The sequence below is a fragment of the Lentimicrobium saccharophilum genome, from assembly GCF_001192835.1.
In the GTDB taxonomy this organism is placed as follows: domain Bacteria; phylum Bacteroidota; class Bacteroidia; order Bacteroidales; family Lentimicrobiaceae; genus Lentimicrobium; species Lentimicrobium saccharophilum.
In genome coordinates this window covers 1,280,906-1,297,163 of the sequence record NZ_DF968182.1, presented here as the reverse complement: position 1 = coordinate 1,297,163, position 16,258 = coordinate 1,280,906, and the positions used below count along the sequence as shown (strand labels likewise).

The 16,258-nt window shown below is 47.1% G+C and carries 16 protein-coding genes; 8 read left to right on the top strand and 8 right to left on the bottom strand.

The window, feature by feature from the left end; all coding sequences use genetic code 11:
* Positions 1–158 precede the first annotated feature (158 nt).
* The 8 genes from TBC1_RS04730 (at position 159) to TBC1_RS04695 (ending at position 8,927) form a co-directional block, all read left to right on the top strand.
* Entirely contained in the window at positions 159–1,637 is a 1,479-nt protein-coding gene (locus tag TBC1_RS04730) for a potassium/proton antiporter (RefSeq protein WP_062042781.1), read from the top strand.
* A gap of 159 nt (positions 1,638–1,796) precedes the next feature.
* Positions 1,797–2,681 carry a hypothetical protein gene (locus tag TBC1_RS04725; RefSeq protein ID WP_062039211.1) on the top strand — a complete coding sequence of 295 codons (885 nt, stop codon included), beginning with the start codon at positions 1,797–1,799 and terminating at the stop codon, positions 2,679–2,681.
* Entirely contained in the window at positions 2,682–3,617 is a 936-nt protein-coding gene (locus TBC1_RS04720; protein ID WP_062039209.1) for a hypothetical protein, read from the top strand.
* A 12-nt stretch (positions 3,618–3,629) separates the two neighbouring features.
* Entirely contained in the window at positions 3,630–5,972 is a 2,343-nt protein-coding gene (locus TBC1_RS04715; RefSeq protein WP_082189480.1) for a TonB-dependent receptor, read from the top strand.
* Between the two features lie 65 nt (positions 5,973–6,037).
* Positions 6,038–7,051, top strand: a complete 1,014-nt coding sequence (locus TBC1_RS04710; protein WP_062039205.1) for a hypothetical protein — start codon at positions 6,038–6,040, stop codon at positions 7,049–7,051.
* 268 nt (positions 7,052–7,319) lie between these two features.
* Positions 7,320–7,904, top strand: a complete 585-nt coding sequence (locus TBC1_RS04705) for a hypothetical protein (protein WP_062039204.1) — start codon at positions 7,320–7,322, stop codon at positions 7,902–7,904.
* A gap of 136 nt (positions 7,905–8,040) precedes the next feature.
* Entirely contained in the window at positions 8,041–8,499 is a 459-nt protein-coding gene (locus TBC1_RS04700; RefSeq protein ID WP_062039202.1) for a c-type cytochrome, read from the top strand.
* 242 nt (positions 8,500–8,741) lie between these two features.
* The gene (locus tag TBC1_RS04695; RefSeq protein WP_062039200.1) at positions 8,742–8,927 is read left to right on the top strand and encodes a hypothetical protein; all 186 of its coding nucleotides are present in this window, start codon (positions 8,742–8,744) and stop codon (positions 8,925–8,927) included.
* Between the two features lie 204 nt (positions 8,928–9,131).
* On the opposite strand, the gene TBC1_RS04690 is transcribed toward TBC1_RS04695, so the two are convergent.
* The 8 genes from TBC1_RS04690 to TBC1_RS04655 all read right to left on the bottom strand — a co-directional run bounded on the left by TBC1_RS04690 (position 9,132) and on the right by TBC1_RS04655 (position 16,253).
* Positions 9,132–10,004 (bottom strand): protoheme IX farnesyltransferase, encoded by an 873-nt coding sequence (locus tag TBC1_RS04690; RefSeq protein ID WP_062039194.1) that lies wholly within the window; start codon positions 10,002–10,004, stop codon positions 9,132–9,134.
* Positions 10,001–10,936 carry a cytochrome c oxidase subunit II gene (gene coxB, locus TBC1_RS04685; RefSeq protein ID WP_062039192.1) on the bottom strand — a complete coding sequence of 312 codons (936 nt, stop codon included), beginning with the start codon at positions 10,934–10,936 and terminating at the stop codon, positions 10,001–10,003. The genes TBC1_RS04690 and coxB overlap by 4 nt, the downstream gene beginning before the upstream one ends.
* Before the next feature lie 8 nt (positions 10,937–10,944).
* Positions 10,945–11,229 (bottom strand): cytochrome C oxidase subunit IV family protein, encoded by a 285-nt coding sequence (locus tag TBC1_RS04680; RefSeq protein WP_062039190.1) that lies wholly within the window; start codon positions 11,227–11,229, stop codon positions 10,945–10,947.
* Between the two features lie 12 nt (positions 11,230–11,241).
* Positions 11,242–11,865: a cytochrome c oxidase subunit 3 family protein gene (locus TBC1_RS04675; RefSeq protein WP_236695639.1), complete on the bottom strand. Its 624-nt coding sequence runs from the start codon at positions 11,863–11,865 to the stop codon at positions 11,242–11,244.
* A gap of 12 nt (positions 11,866–11,877) precedes the next feature.
* The gene (locus TBC1_RS04670; RefSeq protein ID WP_236695638.1) at positions 11,878–13,500 is read right to left on the bottom strand and encodes a cytochrome c oxidase subunit I; all 1,623 of its coding nucleotides are present in this window, start codon (positions 13,498–13,500) and stop codon (positions 11,878–11,880) included.
* Complete coding sequence (locus TBC1_RS04665) at positions 13,500–14,297, bottom strand: SCO family protein (RefSeq protein ID WP_062039188.1); 798 nt, start codon at positions 14,295–14,297, stop codon at positions 13,500–13,502. The genes TBC1_RS04670 and TBC1_RS04665 overlap by 1 nt, the downstream gene beginning before the upstream one ends.
* Before the next feature lie 203 nt (positions 14,298–14,500).
* Positions 14,501–15,664, bottom strand: a complete 1,164-nt coding sequence (locus tag TBC1_RS04660) for a hypothetical protein (protein ID WP_062039185.1) — start codon at positions 15,662–15,664, stop codon at positions 14,501–14,503.
* Positions 15,665–15,674: 10 nt separating this feature from the next.
* A complete protein-coding gene (locus tag TBC1_RS04655; RefSeq protein ID WP_062039182.1) occupies positions 15,675–16,253 on the bottom strand; it encodes a c-type cytochrome in 579 nt (192 codons plus the stop codon).
* Positions 16,254–16,258 lie beyond the last annotated feature (5 nt).

Genomic DNA, 16,258 nt, shown 5'->3' with positions numbered 1-16,258 from the left:
ACTGAACACATCTGATAATCCGATTGTTCAAAAGAGGGATTGTTTGTGTGCTGACAATTAATCCGTTTGTTTTTAAGGGTATCTGAAGAGAAGTGCAATCAATTTTCAGCAAATTTTCTTTACTTTGGATTTTATATTGAATGCTTCATAATGAAGAAATGTTGACCGCAATAAGTATAGATTACCTGATTCTTACAGCAGCTATTCTGCTCCTTCTCAGTATTGTAGCCAGTAAAACAAGCGGGAGACTCGGGGTTCCTTCTTTGCTCCTCTTTCTGCTGATCGGTATGCTTGCAGGCACTGACGGGCCCGGAGGTATTGATTTTTCAAATACCGCACTGGTTCAGTTGCTTGGTGTTTTTGCCCTGATCATCATTTTGTTTTCCGGAGGTCTTGACACCCGGTGGGAAAGTGTGAAGCCCGTTCTGTTCAAGGGGCTTATCCTGTCGACTGCCGGTGTATTGTTAACCGCTGCAACGGTCGGATTGATTGTTTGGCAACTTACTGATTTTTCGCTTGTTGAAGGACTTCTTCTGGGCGCTATTATCTCTTCTACCGATGCGGCTGCAGTATTTTCAATACTCCGCTCCAAGAACCTTGGACTGAAAAAGCGGCTGAGGCCTTTGCTTGAACTGGAATCGGGCAGCAACGACCCCATGGCTTTCTTCCTTACCATAACCCTGACACAATTGCTGCTGGTTCCGGATACAAGCATTTGGGAAGGTGTATTGTCTTTTTTGATGCAAATGAGTCTTGGAGGCCTGGTTGGTACCCTGCTGGGCCGGCTGATGGTATGGGTGCTTAACCACATTCACCTTGACTATGATGGCCTTTATCCTGTGCTGATTATTGGGATGGTGCTGCTGATCTATTCGCTGGCCGCGTTTCTCAAAGGAAATGGTTTTCTTGCCATCTACATTGCAGGAGTGATTCTTGGCAACCACAGTTTTATCCACAAACGCAGTATCCTGAAGTTTTTCGATGGCCAGGCATGGTTGATGCAGATCATTATGTTCCTGGCACTTGGACTTCTCGTCTATCCATCCAGAATTATTCCGGTGATCGGAATCGGGTTGCTGGTATCTTTCGCGCTTATTTTTGTCGCCCGCCCTTTAAGCGTGTTTCTGAGTCTCTCTTTCTTTAAGATGCAGATCCGTGAGAAATTGCTGATATCCTGGGTCGGACTCAGGGGGGCTGTGCCTATTATTTTTGCGATATTTCCCCTGATGGCGGGTTTACCCAATGCCGAAATGATCTTCAACATTGTTTTCTTTGTTGTGTTGACTTCTGTTGCCGTTCAGGGAACAACGCTGGCCCCTGTCGCCCGCTGGCTTGGACTGTATCGGTGGGAACCGCCTAAAAAGAAATATCCGCTGGAGCTTGATCTTACCGAAGGATTTCACAACGAACTGGTTGAAATTACAGTGCCCGAAGATTGCAGTGCAGCGGGTAAACCCCTGGTAGAAGTTGGGTTTCCGCAAACCGCGCTGATCGTTATGATCGAGCGGAATAAAAAATACATTACCCCCAAGGGAACTACCATCATTGAACCGGGTGATAACCTGCTGGTGATGACCGACCGCCCTGAGGACCTGGCAAGCGTTAACACTTGTCTGGGAATTAACAGGGTTACCTGAGATAATAATTCTGATTCTTCTTGTATTTCATTGATGGCATATATTTCCGGTCTTTAGAATCCTTCTAAATTCACGAACAGGTTTGATAATCGGAAAACACCTGCTATTTTTGCCTGCGATATGAAATTTTATTCACAACGATTAAACCAACCACCATCCATGAAAAGACTACTTATTGTATGCGGATTTGCCCTGTTGTCAGGACTGATGTTCAGCAGTTGTACCAAAGAGGAAGACGAGCCGGTTCCCCCGGCAATTGCTTTCAACCAGCAAGCGGGTTTTGTTACCGGTGATGTTACTGCTTCATACGGAGACACCCTCAGGTTCGGGATTATCCTTCAGGGCAACGGAACCGACAATATTGTAAAATTCGGAATCAAAGCCAACGATCAGGTATTGCTCGATTCTACCATCAATACCCAGAGCTTTGTGTTTAATTTTTATACAACGAAAAGTATTGCCGATCAGGAGGTTTGGGTATTCACAGCCACCGATATCGCCGGCAACAAAAAAGAAGAAACCATCACCATTACCGGAGAATTCGGGCCGATCAACGCCTACACCACCATTCTGATGGGTGCACAGGATAATGTTGATGCCGAGAGTTTCCTTTCATTCAGCGAAAATCAGGCAACGAAATATTTCCAGGCTACCGCTTTCCAGAATCAGGAGAAAATCGACATTTTCTGCTTTTTTGAGAACACGGTGTCACATCAGAACATGATGTCACTGGGCTCCCCCGGATCGAACATTACCGGAGTTTTCGAAGGCGCTTCTTCACCCGATAATTATACCACCAAAAACCTGACCAACTTCTTTAAAACCGAACTCACCGCTGCCCAGTTCGATGCTATTGAGAATGACGCAGTTATCATCGATGCTTATAATGCAGACGAGGCTCGTAAAAAAGCCAGTGTGCTGACCGCCGGTGATGTATATGCCATTAAGATCCAGTCGGGTTTGTATGGTCTGATCAAGGTGATTGCAGTTTCGGGAGAGGAAACCGGTACCCTTGAAATAGCCGTTAAAATTCAGAAACAGTAAATGGATACAAAATCTTTGTTGAAACTGCGGGGCTTTATTCTGGCCCTGCAGTTTTGTTTGTTTTCGGTAAGTTCATTTTTTCTGGCTTCCTGCAGCCAGGAAGAGGAAATCAACAGTGCTTCGGTCATTCTGAAATCCGGGAGTGCCTATACGGCTCCGGGCGAGGAAGTCTCCCCTGGCGGCAAGATCAATATCGGCGTACTTGCTTCCGGAAGCGGGTCTCCGCTCACGTACCTGCGCATTGAACGCATTACGGGCAATGATACGACTGTTCAGCTTGATAAGGGGATATATGCCGGCAATGAGGGCTTCGATGCCGACTTCAGTTTTCCGAAGGGTCAGGCCGCTTCAGAGGTTTGGCGGGTGCTGGTGATGAATGCCGACCGTGATACCGCCACTGCCAGTATCGTGGTGCGCAAAGGGGCCGGTACCAGTTACGGGCCGATCCGCCACTATGCTGATTTAGTGCTGGGTATGCAGCAGAATTTCACTTCCCCTTCATACCTCGATGCCGACCTGGGTCTGGTTTACGATGACGTTTCCGTCGCAGGCAAAGAGAGTACCATTGATATTGTTCCTTACTTCTATTTTACTTCCGGATTGCCATCGCCTTCGCTTACCTGTCCCGGATACACCTCGGTGGTAGGATATTATCCGTTGATCAATAACTGGCCTGAGAAGAATTCAACCCTCTTCGACTACAATACTTCAGATAACGACCTGATTTCTCCGGCGGCTTTTGACGCTGCGGTAAATGACAGCTTACTGGTCACAGGTTACAATCCCACGAAAGTGAGCGGTAACTGCAAATATGCCTATTCAGGCAAGGTAATCCCTTTCAAGACCCAGCAGGGTAAATACGGCCTGCTTAAAATTGTTCTGGCCGATGAGCATGAACAAGGGACCATGCTGCTCGAAATCAAGATTCAGCAATAATTTTTCTTAAAAATGAGAAACCGATATATGATCTGGGCCTTTGCCGCCCTGCTGTTATCCGCCGAAAGTATAATTGCCCAGCCCTGCCTCGGAGGCCGCGTGCTCGATGCCGCGAGTCTCTCGCCATTGCCGGGAGCAAGCATACTGGTGAAGGCCGGGAAAGGCACCACTACTGATAAGGACGGGGCTTTCAGGTTATGTACTTTACAAGGGGATTCTGTAACCCTTACCATCAGTTTCCTTGGATATCAGACCTTTCGCGGGCGTTTTGCCGCAGATGCAACTGGTCTCCGCATCCTGCTTTCACCCGCGACCACCGATATGGAAACCTTTGTGGTTTCAGCGACCCGTACCGATAGCAGGATCGCCAATACCCCGGTAAGGATAGAACAGGTTGGCCCGGCCAAAATGCAGGCCCTTCCGCTTCAAAGCGTTGATGAGGTGCTGAAGGTTGTTCCGGGGGTGAATTACGGCCGTTCATTCGGAATCTTCAGTACCAAAGCTACGGTTACCATGCGCGGAATGAGTGGCAAGGAGCAGGGAAGGGTGCTGATACTGGTGGATGGCATTCCGATGAATAAAAGCGATGGGGGCGGTTTCGACTGGAACATGATTGATGCCGCGCAGATTGAGAAAGTGGAAGTGACCAAAGGCGCCGGCTCTGCCATCTATGGAGGGAATGCCATGGGCGGAATCATCAATATCATCACAAAAAAATCAGTTGAGAAGCTGTTTGTCAACGCCGGCTTATCATATGGATCATTCAACACTATGGGCGGGAGATTAAATGCCGGGGGAGCGATCAAAGTTAAACAACCCGGCAATTCCTGGACCTGGACGGCGAACACCTTTTACCGTGCCAGCGACGGCTATATCACCCAGCCGGATGCCGAGCAGCAGGCCAACCCTTACATTGTAAAAAGCGACCTGCGTGAAGGGGGGGCTTCGTTCAGAACGAACTACAACATCGGGAGCAGGCACAGCATCGGGGCCAGCCTCAGTTATTACAACGACAATCGCGGAACCGGAGAAAAGGTGTTTCAGCCGCGGGGCAATACCACGGACCACGACTCTTACGGAATCACCCTGAATTATAAAGGCTACCTGGGTAGTTACACCCTGCACTCCTCCGCTTATTTCCTGAATGAGGACTACAAAAAGGTTAATGAGTATCTCAAAGATGATTACACCTGGTATGAGGTGCTCAGTACCAGAAGGGATTTTGGCTGGCTTACCACGGTTACGCGTGAACTGGGCAAAAATCATAAACTGACGGGAGGTTTCGACCTGCGCAACGGAAGTGTGGATGCTTATGACAAGTATTACACTTCTACAGATATCATTTACAATGCGGGGAAAATGAACACCTGGTCAATGTTTGCCCAGGATGAAATCGGCCTGTTCAATGACAGGGTGCGCATTCTTGCCGGGGTGCGTTACGATATTGCGCGTTTCTATGATGGCTTATTTTACACGGAAGCGCCCACACAGGAGTCGTTCTTTATGGAAGCATACCAGAACAAGGCCATGCCCACACATACACGCAGCGCTGTAAGTCCGCGTATTTCGGCTCATTACCGCTGGAATGAGCAGGGCCGGGTTTATGCAGGTTATTCCAGGGGATTCAGGCCGGCAGTGCTTGATGATATGTGCCGCAGCGGCCGGATTAAAGGCGGTTTCAAAGTGGCCAGTCCTGACCTCAGGCCCGAGTATCTTAATAATTTTGAGGCCGGCATCGACCTGAGGCCTTTTGCCAACGGCCCGCTCAATGGTATATCCCTCGAAGCTTCCGCATATTATTCGAGGGGGAGCGATTTTCAGTACTATGTAACCAACGGACAGACCATTGATATGGGTTTCGGGGAACGTCCGATTCTTATCAGGGCCAATATCAGCGAAGTGGAAATCTATGGCGCTGAATTATCCGTAAATATTGAAATCACACCGGCTGTTACCTTCTATTCCGGATACGCCTTTGCCAGCGCTGAAATACTGGATTATGTCAAGATCGCCGCAAATGATACCATTGATCTTGCCGGCAAAACCATGACGGACGTACCCCGTCACATCATCAACGCAGGACTGATCTGGACAAACAGGTTTGTCAATGCCGGAGCCTCATTCCGGTATACAGGGGCTGCTTATATAAATGATCAGAATACCGTGGATGAAATTTTAAACCGGGACAAATATCCGGGATACCCAACCCTTGATCTGAGGTTCTGGAGGCCCGTCGGCAAACACCTTAAAGTCTCGCTGAACCTGCAGAACCTGTTTGACGAAAAAATCTACGACAGCAAATTTAACGTAGGGCCCGGACGGTTTATTACAGCAGGTCTGGAAGCTGGTTTCTGACAACATCCGGATACCGCCTGGTTCTTTTAACATGAATCTTAATCACCTTAAACAAAACATCTGATATGAGAAGAATTATAATCACAGCAATTGCAATGATTTTCACCGGTCTTTTGCAGGCACAGACCAACGATTTTTATGACGATGCCCCCTTGAATGAACTTAAAATGAGCAAAGTTGTAATAGCCGGCGAGGTGGCAAATCCCGGAGAGGTTGATTTTTCAGCGCTGAAGCGCAGGGAGGTGATCGTAAAAGAGACCCTGCTGGAAGGCGAAAACGGGAAATTTACCGGAGCCTATCTTTATGAGGGCTATTCGCTTTACGATATCCTGAATGCTGCGATCCTGAAAAAAAAGAATGAAGCGGAGTTTCCGCCCATCATTGATCTTTTTGTGGAGGTAGAAAATGCTTCCGGGCAAAAAGTAGTGCTCAGCTGGGGTGAGTTGTATTATCCGATCCACAGGCATGAGATCATCATTGCTGCTGCTGTGCGCAGGATCGTACCTTCAAAAACCAAAGAACTCTGGCCACTCCCGGTAGATTCAAAACTCGTGGTGGCTTCTGATCTATACACGGAACGCAATATCAGCAATCCGGTGAAAATCACCGTACGCTCTTCGAAAATCGCATTTAAGATTGACCGGAATATACCTGATATGTATGCACCGGAACTTCAGTTCAAAGCCGGTGACAAGCTGCTCAGAACCATTGAAGAAGGCAAACTGACCGGTGACATGGTTTCGTATGGCGCTGTTTTTTATGGAAGGGGTACCGGTATTCACGGCACAACGCCTTTTGCCGGGGTGATGTTCAAGGATTTTACCGCTGACCTTTATCCTGTATCAAAACAGAACCTGATGACCGGAATGGTGCTGGTTTCGGCTCCTGACGGTTATCGTGCCGTGTTTACCTACAGCGAAATATTTAACCGGAACGATCAGGCCGAAGTGCTCATTGTTCCGATGTACGGCATAAAAACCCAGGGGGCGTTTCTGCTGTATCCGGCCGCTGATTATTTTTCGGACCGTTCCATCCGTTGCCTGAATGAAGTGCGTTTTTTGCAGGCTGACGAACTTTAAGCATTGTTACCGTGTTGTATTATCCGGGCTAACGAATCAGTTTCCCGGATTTTTCTTATGCATTGCCTTTAGATACTGACTTATGGGTATTTCTACTTACGGTCTGTTTTATCTCCGGTGCCCGTAAAAGTAGTATTTTGACGGATTGCACAAGACCATATCCGGGTGTATTTTTGTAACATAGAAAACCGGACCGGTTGTCATGCCAGATTTATCTGGTCCGGTTTTTTTACCAATTCATTTAACTTGAATTTTAACCCGGACCGTTATGAAAAAAGTCATTCTTTTATCTGGTTTTATACTTTCCCTGCTTTTGTGTTTCGGGCAAGTGAAGCCTGTAAGTAAAATAAAAGCAAAAGCTCCGGGCCTGATGCTAGGGCTTGACAGCACCATTATAAAAATGGAATATGCCAGGTGGAATAACGAAAATCCCGATGAATCATGGGATGTTTCATCATTTCCCAACAGATTGGTATTCTATTGCCACAGATCAGAAAACAAAAACAGGTCAAATGTGGCCCATATTTACGATTTCGATGAAAACGGGGTCAATTACAAGTATACTACGGTTGCCACCCAGGAAAGGTTTAAATATGCCTGCGATTATTTGAATAATATTGCCCTGAGAAACAGATATGTGTATGAATATCAGGGGGTAAATGAGTTTAATCAGGGTGTCTGGATTTCAAACAGGTTCATGGCAGAATACACCGGTTGTAACTGTGGTAACCTGAAAGTTACCGTTACGGCGAATATCCCGGAAGATGCGATGACCACCATTGTTGATAAATGTCCGGTAATCCCCGGTAAGTCCGGTGAGTTATTATCTATAGTCTATACACCATTGAATTAAAACTTTCCGGGTGGATCGTTTAAGAGGCTGTTACCTTCGGGTTCAGCCTTTTTTGTTAATTTACAGATAAAAGCAGCCCTGAAAGGCTGATTGTTGTTCTTTATTCTTAACTTTACAATTTACTAAACCAAATATTATGAAAGCAAAAAGTTTACTTATCGCAAGTTTAGCATCGGTTTTCGGGATCGTAATGATCACCGCCTGTGGTGGCGGAGGACAGAAAGGTACCACAGAGTCTGCTCAGGTTGAAGAAACCGTGGATCCTGCAGTACAGCTGGCACGCGGAGAGCAGATTTATAAGGAGAAGTGCTTTGCCTGTCACCAGGCTGATGGTCAGGGTCTTCCCAATGTATTTCCTTCTCTTACCGGCTCTGACTTCCTGCTGAACAACACCAGAATGGCTGTGGCCCAGGTGTTGAATGGTTCAGAGAAAGTAGCTTCAGGCGGTACTGTAAGTTATCCCGCACCCATGCCGCCTCAGCTGGATAATCATGAAGATGCGGTTGCCGTGATCAATTATGTATTAAAGAATTTTGGCAATGACGGTAAACTGATTACCGTTGATGAGGTTAAGGACATTACCGTTGAAAGATAGAAGACCGTTTACCATGTTTTAATGGGGGCTTCCGGCCCCCTTTTTTTGCTAGCTGACAACGGCCGGGTCTTTTTTGCTGATATGAATTACCGGGGAGAATCCTGGTTTTGAGGTTGGGGAACACTTTTTTATGTAGACAATTTTATGCATCCGGAAATACTCAGTTCAGGATTTACTTTCTGGTAATGTTTGTAATCCGCATAGTAAATTCATCTAATTTTATAATATAAAACGGTTATCTTATGGCAAAGACTCAGATGCATGAAAGCGGTCCTTCCGGAGCCATTTACGGATTAGGGCTGATTGGCGCAGCAGTTTATTTTATTTCGCATGCCACCGGTTTCTGGATGGGTGTGCTTGGTTTTCTCAAAGCCCTGGTGTGGCCTGCGTTTCTGGTGTATGAAGCAATGAAGTCACTGGGGATGTAAATTTATAGAAGTTGGTGATTTACAGGCGGTCCCGCGTTTTTTCCGGTATCCGCCTCCAATGGTTTTACCTGGCTGGTTTTGGCCTGATGAGGCGCCGCCTTTAGCTGCAGTTTTACAGGTGGTTTTTCTTTTCCTCTCCCTGGCGCTGGTTATTTACCTGCTGCGTTACCGGATGGAACACAGATCTCTGCTTTACGGCAATTGTCAGATCAATACATCCAGGCCGAAGGTTACCATGATCAGAAGATAGTAGAGGTTGATCAGTAAAAAGGATGATTTGAACCTCACCGATTCCAGTGAAGGTTTAAGCAGTTTTACAAACACAGCCACCAGGAGTCCTGAGAGTATCCACACGGCCCAGGCGGATATTTCATGATGGAATGCATAAAACCCCGGCAATAGCATGGCCGACACTGCCGTGGCAACAATCCAAATGAAGGTAAGGCGACGTATCTGTACATGTGATAGCCGGGAAGTGAGTGATTTGATGCCGGCCATTTCGTATTGTTCCCCAAACCGCAGGAGCAGCAACCAAAAGTGAGGTACTTGTCCGATAAAGAAGAACATGGCAAGGGCGAATGCGGCAGGGTGGGCAATGTCGCCTCCTCCTGCCACCCATCCGATTACCGGGGGCAGGGCGCCAACCACGCCGCCGGGAACAGCCGCAAATGCGGTAATGCGTTTCAGGGGGGTGTAGATGCCGTTGTACCAGACAAAGGTGAGTAATCCCAAAAAAGCCGGCAACCATCCTGAAAAGTACCAGAGTATAGCGGTGCCGGCGACAGCAAAGAAAATCGTCCAGGCCATCGCAGCTTTCCGGCTGATTTCGCCGGCAGGGATGGGCCTGCTGCGCGTTCGCGGCATCAGCAGGTCTGTTTTGTATTCCTGAATCTGATTCAGGGCAGAGGCGGCACTTGCAAGTAAAAATACGCCGCTTACCGGAAAGATTATTTCCGGAGCGATTCCCCCCATTCCAATCAGGTAACCGGTAAAGGTTGTGAGAGCTACCGGTAAGGAAATTCTGAATTTACACAGACGAGAGAGGGCAGCATAACGTGAATATGCTTTTTCAATCATTCAAGTGTCTTCAGATATTCAATAATATGGGCGATGTCCTCTTCGCTCAGTTGCTCTTTGTATGAGATCATCTGACCCTTAACATAACCTTTGACTACATCTTCGTTTGGCTCATAAATAGATTTGATGATATAGTCATCATCCGCAACAATTTCGCGTTCCGAATTTCCTGTTATTACCGTATGGGCCTTGCCATAGAGGCCTTTGAAGGTGGGGCCGATCAGCTTGGTACCGTCGGCGGAATGACAGGCAAGGCATCCGTTTATCTGTACAAGCCGTTTTCCGGCAGCCCCGGGTTTGGCTGCTACAGCTGACTGCTTTGAGGTGTCAGCCATGGCCGCATACCAGTCATCAAATTCCGGCTGGGGGAGAACTTTAACTTCTGTAAACATATAAGAATGAGAAAGTCCGCAGTATTCTGTGCAGAATAATTCATAATCCCCTTCCTTTTGCCCGATAAACCACATTTTATTGGTTTTACCGGGTACCATATCCTCTTTCACCCTGAATGCGGGAATATAGAGGCTGTGAATCACGTCAACGGAAATCAGGTCAAGAGCGACGGCTTTATTGACAGGGATATAGAGTGTGTCAGTCTTTATGCCGTTTTCATATTCGAAAAGCCATGACCACATCCTGGCTGTTGCCCTGACCTTCATGGCATCTTCCGGCGCCTTTTTCATTGGAGAGTAGCCTGACCAGCCATAGAAAAACATAATCAGGACCAGGATGGTCGGGATAACTGTCCAGACGATTTCAAGGGTATTACTCCCGTGAATCTGTGTGGCAACCGGATTCCTTTTTTTATTGTAGCGATAAACGAACCAAAGCATGGTTGCCGTGATTCCGACCAGAAAAATTACCGATATGCCGATAATTACGGCAAACGCTGTATCGGTTGTTGTAACAAAGTTTGATGCTCCTGAGTACATAGATTCTCCTATCTGTAAAGGTAATCGAAAAAGGTAACCACGATCACGGCAGCAAATATGGCAATAACAATGCTCACCATAACCCAGTATATTTTATGATCGAATTTTAGGTGCATGAAATACAGCAGCACCACTGCGCCCTTTAAGGATGCGATGATCAAGGCCGCGGTGGTATTGTAGGCGCCAAGTTCCACACTGGTAATCAGCACAGTGATTACAGTCAGCACAATCAGGCCGAGTAAGACCATGATGTGTGTTAAATACGGTACGATATGATGTTTTTCGTTTTCCATGGGTGCCGGTTATTAATGTATCAGATAAAACAGAGGGAACAGGAAAATCCAGATCAGGTCTACAAGGTGCCAATAAAGGCCGCTGTTTTCGAGCAGGGCATACCTGCCGCTGTTAACTGCTCCCGTTTTTACTTTATACAGCGTAATCCCAAGCAGCACCATGCCCACAATGATATGAACCCCGTGCAGACCAGTCATGAAAAAGTAGAGGCTAAAAAACAGCATATCTCCGTTGCTCAGGTTTTTCATCAGCTCTGACCCCGGATACATACCATGCTCAAATTTACCGCCCCATTCAAAGTATTTGTTAACCAGGAATGTGAGTGCCAGGAGCAGGGTGATGCCGAGCATCAGCAAAGTCAGTTTCCTGTCATTTTTCTGTATGGCCGATATAGATATGGCGACAGTGGCACTGCTGACAAGCAGAATGATGGTATTGATAAACCCCATAGTGATACTCAGCTCTTCATGAGCCAGGTGAAAAGCAACAGGATTCATGTGCCTGTAAACAGAGTAAACGATAAAGAGCCCTCCGAAAAGCAGGATTTCGGTAAAAATAAACAGCCACATGCCAATCTTGGACGCTGTGTCGTCGCGATGGGCATCAGCGTGATGTTGGTGCGTCATTGTTTCCATAATATCCGCGGATTAGTATTCGTAAGGTCCATGTTTCACTTCAGGGATCTGTTCGAAGTTTTCTACAATGGGTGGAGAAGGGATCGTCCATTCCAGGGTTTTACCATCCCATGGATCATCTATCTCTTTGCCACTGCCTTTGCGTGCTCTGATCAGGTTGATGATGATGATCAGCAGCCCGGTTGCCATAATCCACGAACCGACGGTAGAGAGAATGTTTGCCGAGTGGAACATGGGCAGGTAATCGTAGTAGCGGCGCGGCATACCGAGCAGTCCGAGGTAGAACATCGGGAAATAGAGCATGTTGAATCCGATAAAGAAAACGATCAGACCAATGTTTGCAACTTTAAAGTTATAAACCTTTGCAAACATCTTGGGAAACCAGTAATGCAGGGCGCCGAAAAAGGCAAATCCGGTCCCGCCGAATACAATGTAATGGAAGTGAGCTACCACAAAAGCGGTATCGTGCACATGAATATCGGTTGCCAGAGAGCCAAGCACCAGACCGGAGAAGCCTCCGATCATAAAGACAAATACAAAGGCGATGGCCCAGTAAAACGGGGTCTGAAGATTGATGGAGCTTTTGTAAAGTGTTGCAGTCCAGTTAAAAACTTTGATGGCGGAAGGAATGGCAACCAAAAAAGTAAGCAGGGAGAAGACCCAGCGGGAAGTAGAGCTCATTCCGGAGGTAAACATATGATGCCCCCAGACAAAATACCCGACAAAAGCGATTGCCATACTCGAGATTACAATGGCGGTATAGCCGAAGATCGTTTTCCGGGCGAATGTCGGGATGATTTCAGTGATGGCGCCCATGGCCGGCAGAATCATAATATATACAGCAGGATGGGAGTATATCCAGAACAGGTGCTGATACAGGATGGGATCGCCGCCTATGGCCGGGTCAAAGAATCCGATACCGAGCAGACGTTCGGCAATGACCATCAGGAAAGTAATGCCTACCACCGGAGTTGCAAGCAATTGAATCCAGCCGGTTCCGTAAAGTGCCCAGCCGAAGAGCGGCATGCGCAGCCAGCCCATGCCGGGGGCGCGCAGGCGGTGCATGGTGACAATAAAGTTCAGCCCCGTAAGGATAGATGAAAATCCCAGGATAAAGGCGCCGGTAACGGCTGCAACCACGTTGGTGTTGGTTTTAAGACTGTAAGGCGCATAAAAGGTCCAGCCTGTATCGGGCGGGCCGTCACCGATAAACTGGGAGATCAGTACCACAATGGCGCCGATGATGTAAAGATACCAGCTCATCAGGTTCAGTCTCGGGAAAGAGACGTCTTTGGCTCCGATCAGGATGGGAAGGAAAAAGTTGCCGAAAACGGCCGCCACGCCGGGGATCACAAAGAGGAAAATCATGGTGAGCCCGTGGAGGGTAAAGAGACCATTGTAGGTCTGGGCGCCCATAATCTGTTCACCCGGAGAGATCAGCTCATATTTCATCAGCAGCCCCATTACAACGCCGGCAAGGAAAAAGAACATCATCGAATAGAAATATAAAAGACCAATCCGTTTGTGGTCAGTGGATGTAATCCATCCGAGTATGCCTTTATATTTCCCCCTGTATTCCAGGTAATTAGGCTCTTTATGTGAGTTGTTAAAATCAGTCATATGTTGTTTGCTCATTAGTTTGTTGTGGTTTTCTTTCGGGGTTTCAGTACAAGAATCAGAAAAACAATCAATGCAATGATCAGGATCAGACTACCGGCAACTTTTGTGACATTGAGCACATATTGCTGACCGGCGGGGTCATAAGTATAGCAGAACTGAAGTACTTTATAAATGGTGGGTCCGCTTTTTCCCTGAGACGTCTCGATAAGTGCCATCTTGAATTCAAATGGGAGAAAGTAGGTTCCCTGGAGATAGCGGGTTATTTTTCCGTCAGGGCTGATCATGATCAATGCCGCTGAATGCATAAAATCATTCCCGGCTTTCTTAAACCGGAAGCCGGTGGCTTCGGTTCCCCTGGCAATGTTTGCGCTGTCTGCCGTATAGAACATCCAGCCTGATTCATCAACAGGTTTACCGATAAGATTGAGATAGTTCTCTCTTTTACGGATGGCCAGATCACTTCCTTCCCGTGCATCGAAACTGATGGTAATTACCTGGAAATCCTTACCCAGGATGAGGTCGGTTTTTCCGATCACCTCAGCTACGCTGGTCATTAAAGGACTGCAGATGCCCGGACAGCGGTAATATACCCACATAAGTACAGTGGGTTTGTCAATCAGCTGTTTCAGGTTAACCGCCTGGCCGGTTGTATCTATCAGCATCAAGTCATCGGGAATATATTCATCCAGATGTTCAACAATGCCTATCTCCAGTTCGGGAGATTTGATGTCCTGAGTTGCTTTTATGGTTTGTCCCTGCATCATCAGCGGGATGAGGAACGCGATAAGGCTAATAGGAATAAATCTTTTCATACTACTCTTTTTAAATTACAGCGTTTCAAAACCATTGCGCAACCCCGACCGGTTTCAGGATTTTGCGTATTGAAAACCCTTCCCGTAAAGCATCTTATATTGTGTTCAGCGATCTGCAGTCCATCTGTGCAGTGCGTGTAAGCCGGCTTAATTACGAAAAGGAATTCAGAAATCATGATAATCAAAGTTAACAAAAATAGGTACTAATGTACATGGTGGTGCAAACTCTCTTCAAGGTAAGGATGGTTGCGGGGGATCAGCGGGGCTGCCGCCAGCGCTCTGGCCGTTATAAACATGAAAAGACCTGCAAAACCAATGAAAAAGCCAATCTCGGTAATGCCAAAAACAGGGTGGTGCAGCACGGCCGGAAAGATTTGCTCATAGAGATCGAGGTACTGGCCTGCGATCAACAGAATGGCAATTGTTTTCACAACCCTGATGTTCTTGTTGAGCACCTGGGGAAGCAGGAAAACAAAAGGCAGGAACCAGTTAATAAAGAAATTGACATAAAAAATCACTTTGAACCCGCTGTGCCAGCGATGGGCGAAGTATTCGGTTTCTTCAGGGATATTTCCGTACCAGATCAGCATGAATTGGGAGAAAGCAAAATACCCCCACACAATACAAAGCATGAAGATATACCTGGAGAAATCGAGCATGTGACTTTTGTTAAGCGCTTTAAAATGGCCTTTTTCATGAAGGAGGATCACCACGAGGACCACTGTTGCCGAACCGTGGAAAAATGCGGCGACAAAATTCTTAAGCGAGAAAATGGTGCTGAACCAGTGGACATCCAGCGACATGATCCAGTCGAAGGAAGCGAATGAAAAGGTTACTGCCAGCAGGAAAATATGGATTTTCGAGTAAGTTTCGCTTTTTTCGAACCACAGCATGCCACCCTGGGTATCCTCGGCCAGCGAGGCATTTCTGATCAGGCGGGTCATCACCATCCATGCAATGAAGAACAATACCATCCTGATAAAGAAAAACGGAATATTGAGATAGGGAGATTTATGCTGAATCAGCGTGTCTGATGCTATTGCTTCCGCATGGGTCCAGTGGTAAACCGAATGCATGCCGAAATACAAAAGAAGCATGATAATACCGGCATAGGGGATGTAAGCCATCATGGCTTCGGGTACTCTTTTAAACATAGACGACCAGCCTGACTGTGAAATATGCTGGATGGCGATGAAAAAGCTGGCACCAATGGCCAGGGAAAGGAACATGTAATTGTTGAGCAGCAGATTGGCCCAGGCCCTTGCAGGGTCAGCAATGAAACTGTAGATAATCACAGCCGCACCGGCAGTGATCATCGCAATGGCTGTATATTGAAAGCCCTTTGACAGCGTGATTTTTGTATCCATCTCAGCTCCTTTATTTTACAGTGTTGGCTTGCAATTCGTTTTTCACAAACATGGCAATTTTCCAGCGGTCTTCAGGCCTGATCATATGCCCGTGTGCGCCCATCACCTGATAACCTGCTGTGATTACGTGAAAAATATCCGATTCAGGTGCTGCCAGCATCTTGTCTGAGAGCAGCGAAGCCGGTTTGATGGCATACCTGCCGCTGGTGTGCAGGTAGCCGTTGCCGTCGCCCAGCGCACCATGGCAATTCCGGCAGAATATGGCATATTTTTCTTTCCCTGCCTTCAGATGATCTTCGGTCAACTCCAGCGGGTTGGAAAGTTCAACGGCAGCCAGTGCCCTGCCTTCAGGCGTATTGGGATATGGATAAGGCATGATTTCACGCGAAATGGTATTTTCGGCCGGCAAACGCATGGTCATGCTGTCGCCGAAGTTGGGGTTAGGGGCATAGGTTTCGTAGGCCAGCGAATGCGCCATATCTGGGAAATACTCGAAACCCTTGTCGTTTCTTGAGCGATCACATGAAACTGTCATAACCATTATACACAGGGCGGCAATGGTAGCCCGGTTGATTCGTTTTTTTGTCATGCCGC

What these genes read in the sequence shown, in the direction of transcription:
- TBC1_RS04730 (WP_062042781.1), top strand. Translation starts at nt 159, where the DNA reads ATGTTGACCGCAATAAGTATAGATTACCTGATTCTTACAGCAGCTATT.
- TBC1_RS04725 (WP_062039211.1), top strand. Translation starts at nt 1,797, where the DNA reads ATGAAAAGACTACTTATTGTATGCGGATTTGCCCTGTTGTCAGGACTG.
- TBC1_RS04720 (WP_062039209.1), top strand. Translation starts at nt 2,682, where the DNA reads ATGGATACAAAATCTTTGTTGAAACTGCGGGGCTTTATTCTGGCCCTG.
- TBC1_RS04715 (WP_082189480.1), top strand. Translation starts at nt 3,630, where the DNA reads ATGAGAAACCGATATATGATCTGGGCCTTTGCCGCCCTGCTGTTATCC.
- TBC1_RS04710 (WP_062039205.1), top strand. Translation starts at nt 6,038, where the DNA reads ATGAGAAGAATTATAATCACAGCAATTGCAATGATTTTCACCGGTCTT.
- TBC1_RS04705 (WP_062039204.1), top strand. Translation starts at nt 7,320, where the DNA reads ATGAAAAAAGTCATTCTTTTATCTGGTTTTATACTTTCCCTGCTTTTG.
- TBC1_RS04700 (WP_062039202.1), top strand. Translation starts at nt 8,041, where the DNA reads ATGAAAGCAAAAAGTTTACTTATCGCAAGTTTAGCATCGGTTTTCGGG.
- TBC1_RS04695 (WP_062039200.1), top strand. Translation starts at nt 8,742, where the DNA reads ATGGCAAAGACTCAGATGCATGAAAGCGGTCCTTCCGGAGCCATTTAC.
- TBC1_RS04690 (WP_062039194.1), bottom strand. Translation starts at nt 10,004, where the DNA reads ATGATTGAAAAAGCATATTCACGTTATGCTGCCCTCTCTCGTCTGTGT.
- coxB (WP_062039192.1), bottom strand. Translation starts at nt 10,936, where the DNA reads ATGTACTCAGGAGCATCAAACTTTGTTACAACAACCGATACAGCGTTT.
- TBC1_RS04680 (WP_062039190.1), bottom strand. Translation starts at nt 11,229, where the DNA reads ATGGAAAACGAAAAACATCATATCGTACCGTATTTAACACACATCATG.
- TBC1_RS04675 (WP_236695639.1), bottom strand. Translation starts at nt 11,865, where the DNA reads ATGGAAACAATGACGCACCAACATCACGCTGATGCCCATCGCGACGAC.
- TBC1_RS04670 (WP_236695638.1), bottom strand. Translation starts at nt 13,500, where the DNA reads ATGAGCAAACAACATATGACTGATTTTAACAACTCACATAAAGAGCCT.
- TBC1_RS04665 (WP_062039188.1), bottom strand. Translation starts at nt 14,297, where the DNA reads ATGAAAAGATTTATTCCTATTAGCCTTATCGCGTTCCTCATCCCGCTG.
- TBC1_RS04660 (WP_062039185.1), bottom strand. Translation starts at nt 15,664, where the DNA reads ATGGATACAAAAATCACGCTGTCAAAGGGCTTTCAATATACAGCCATT.
- TBC1_RS04655 (WP_062039182.1), bottom strand. Translation starts at nt 16,253, where the DNA reads ATGACAAAAAAACGAATCAACCGGGCTACCATTGCCGCCCTGTGTATA.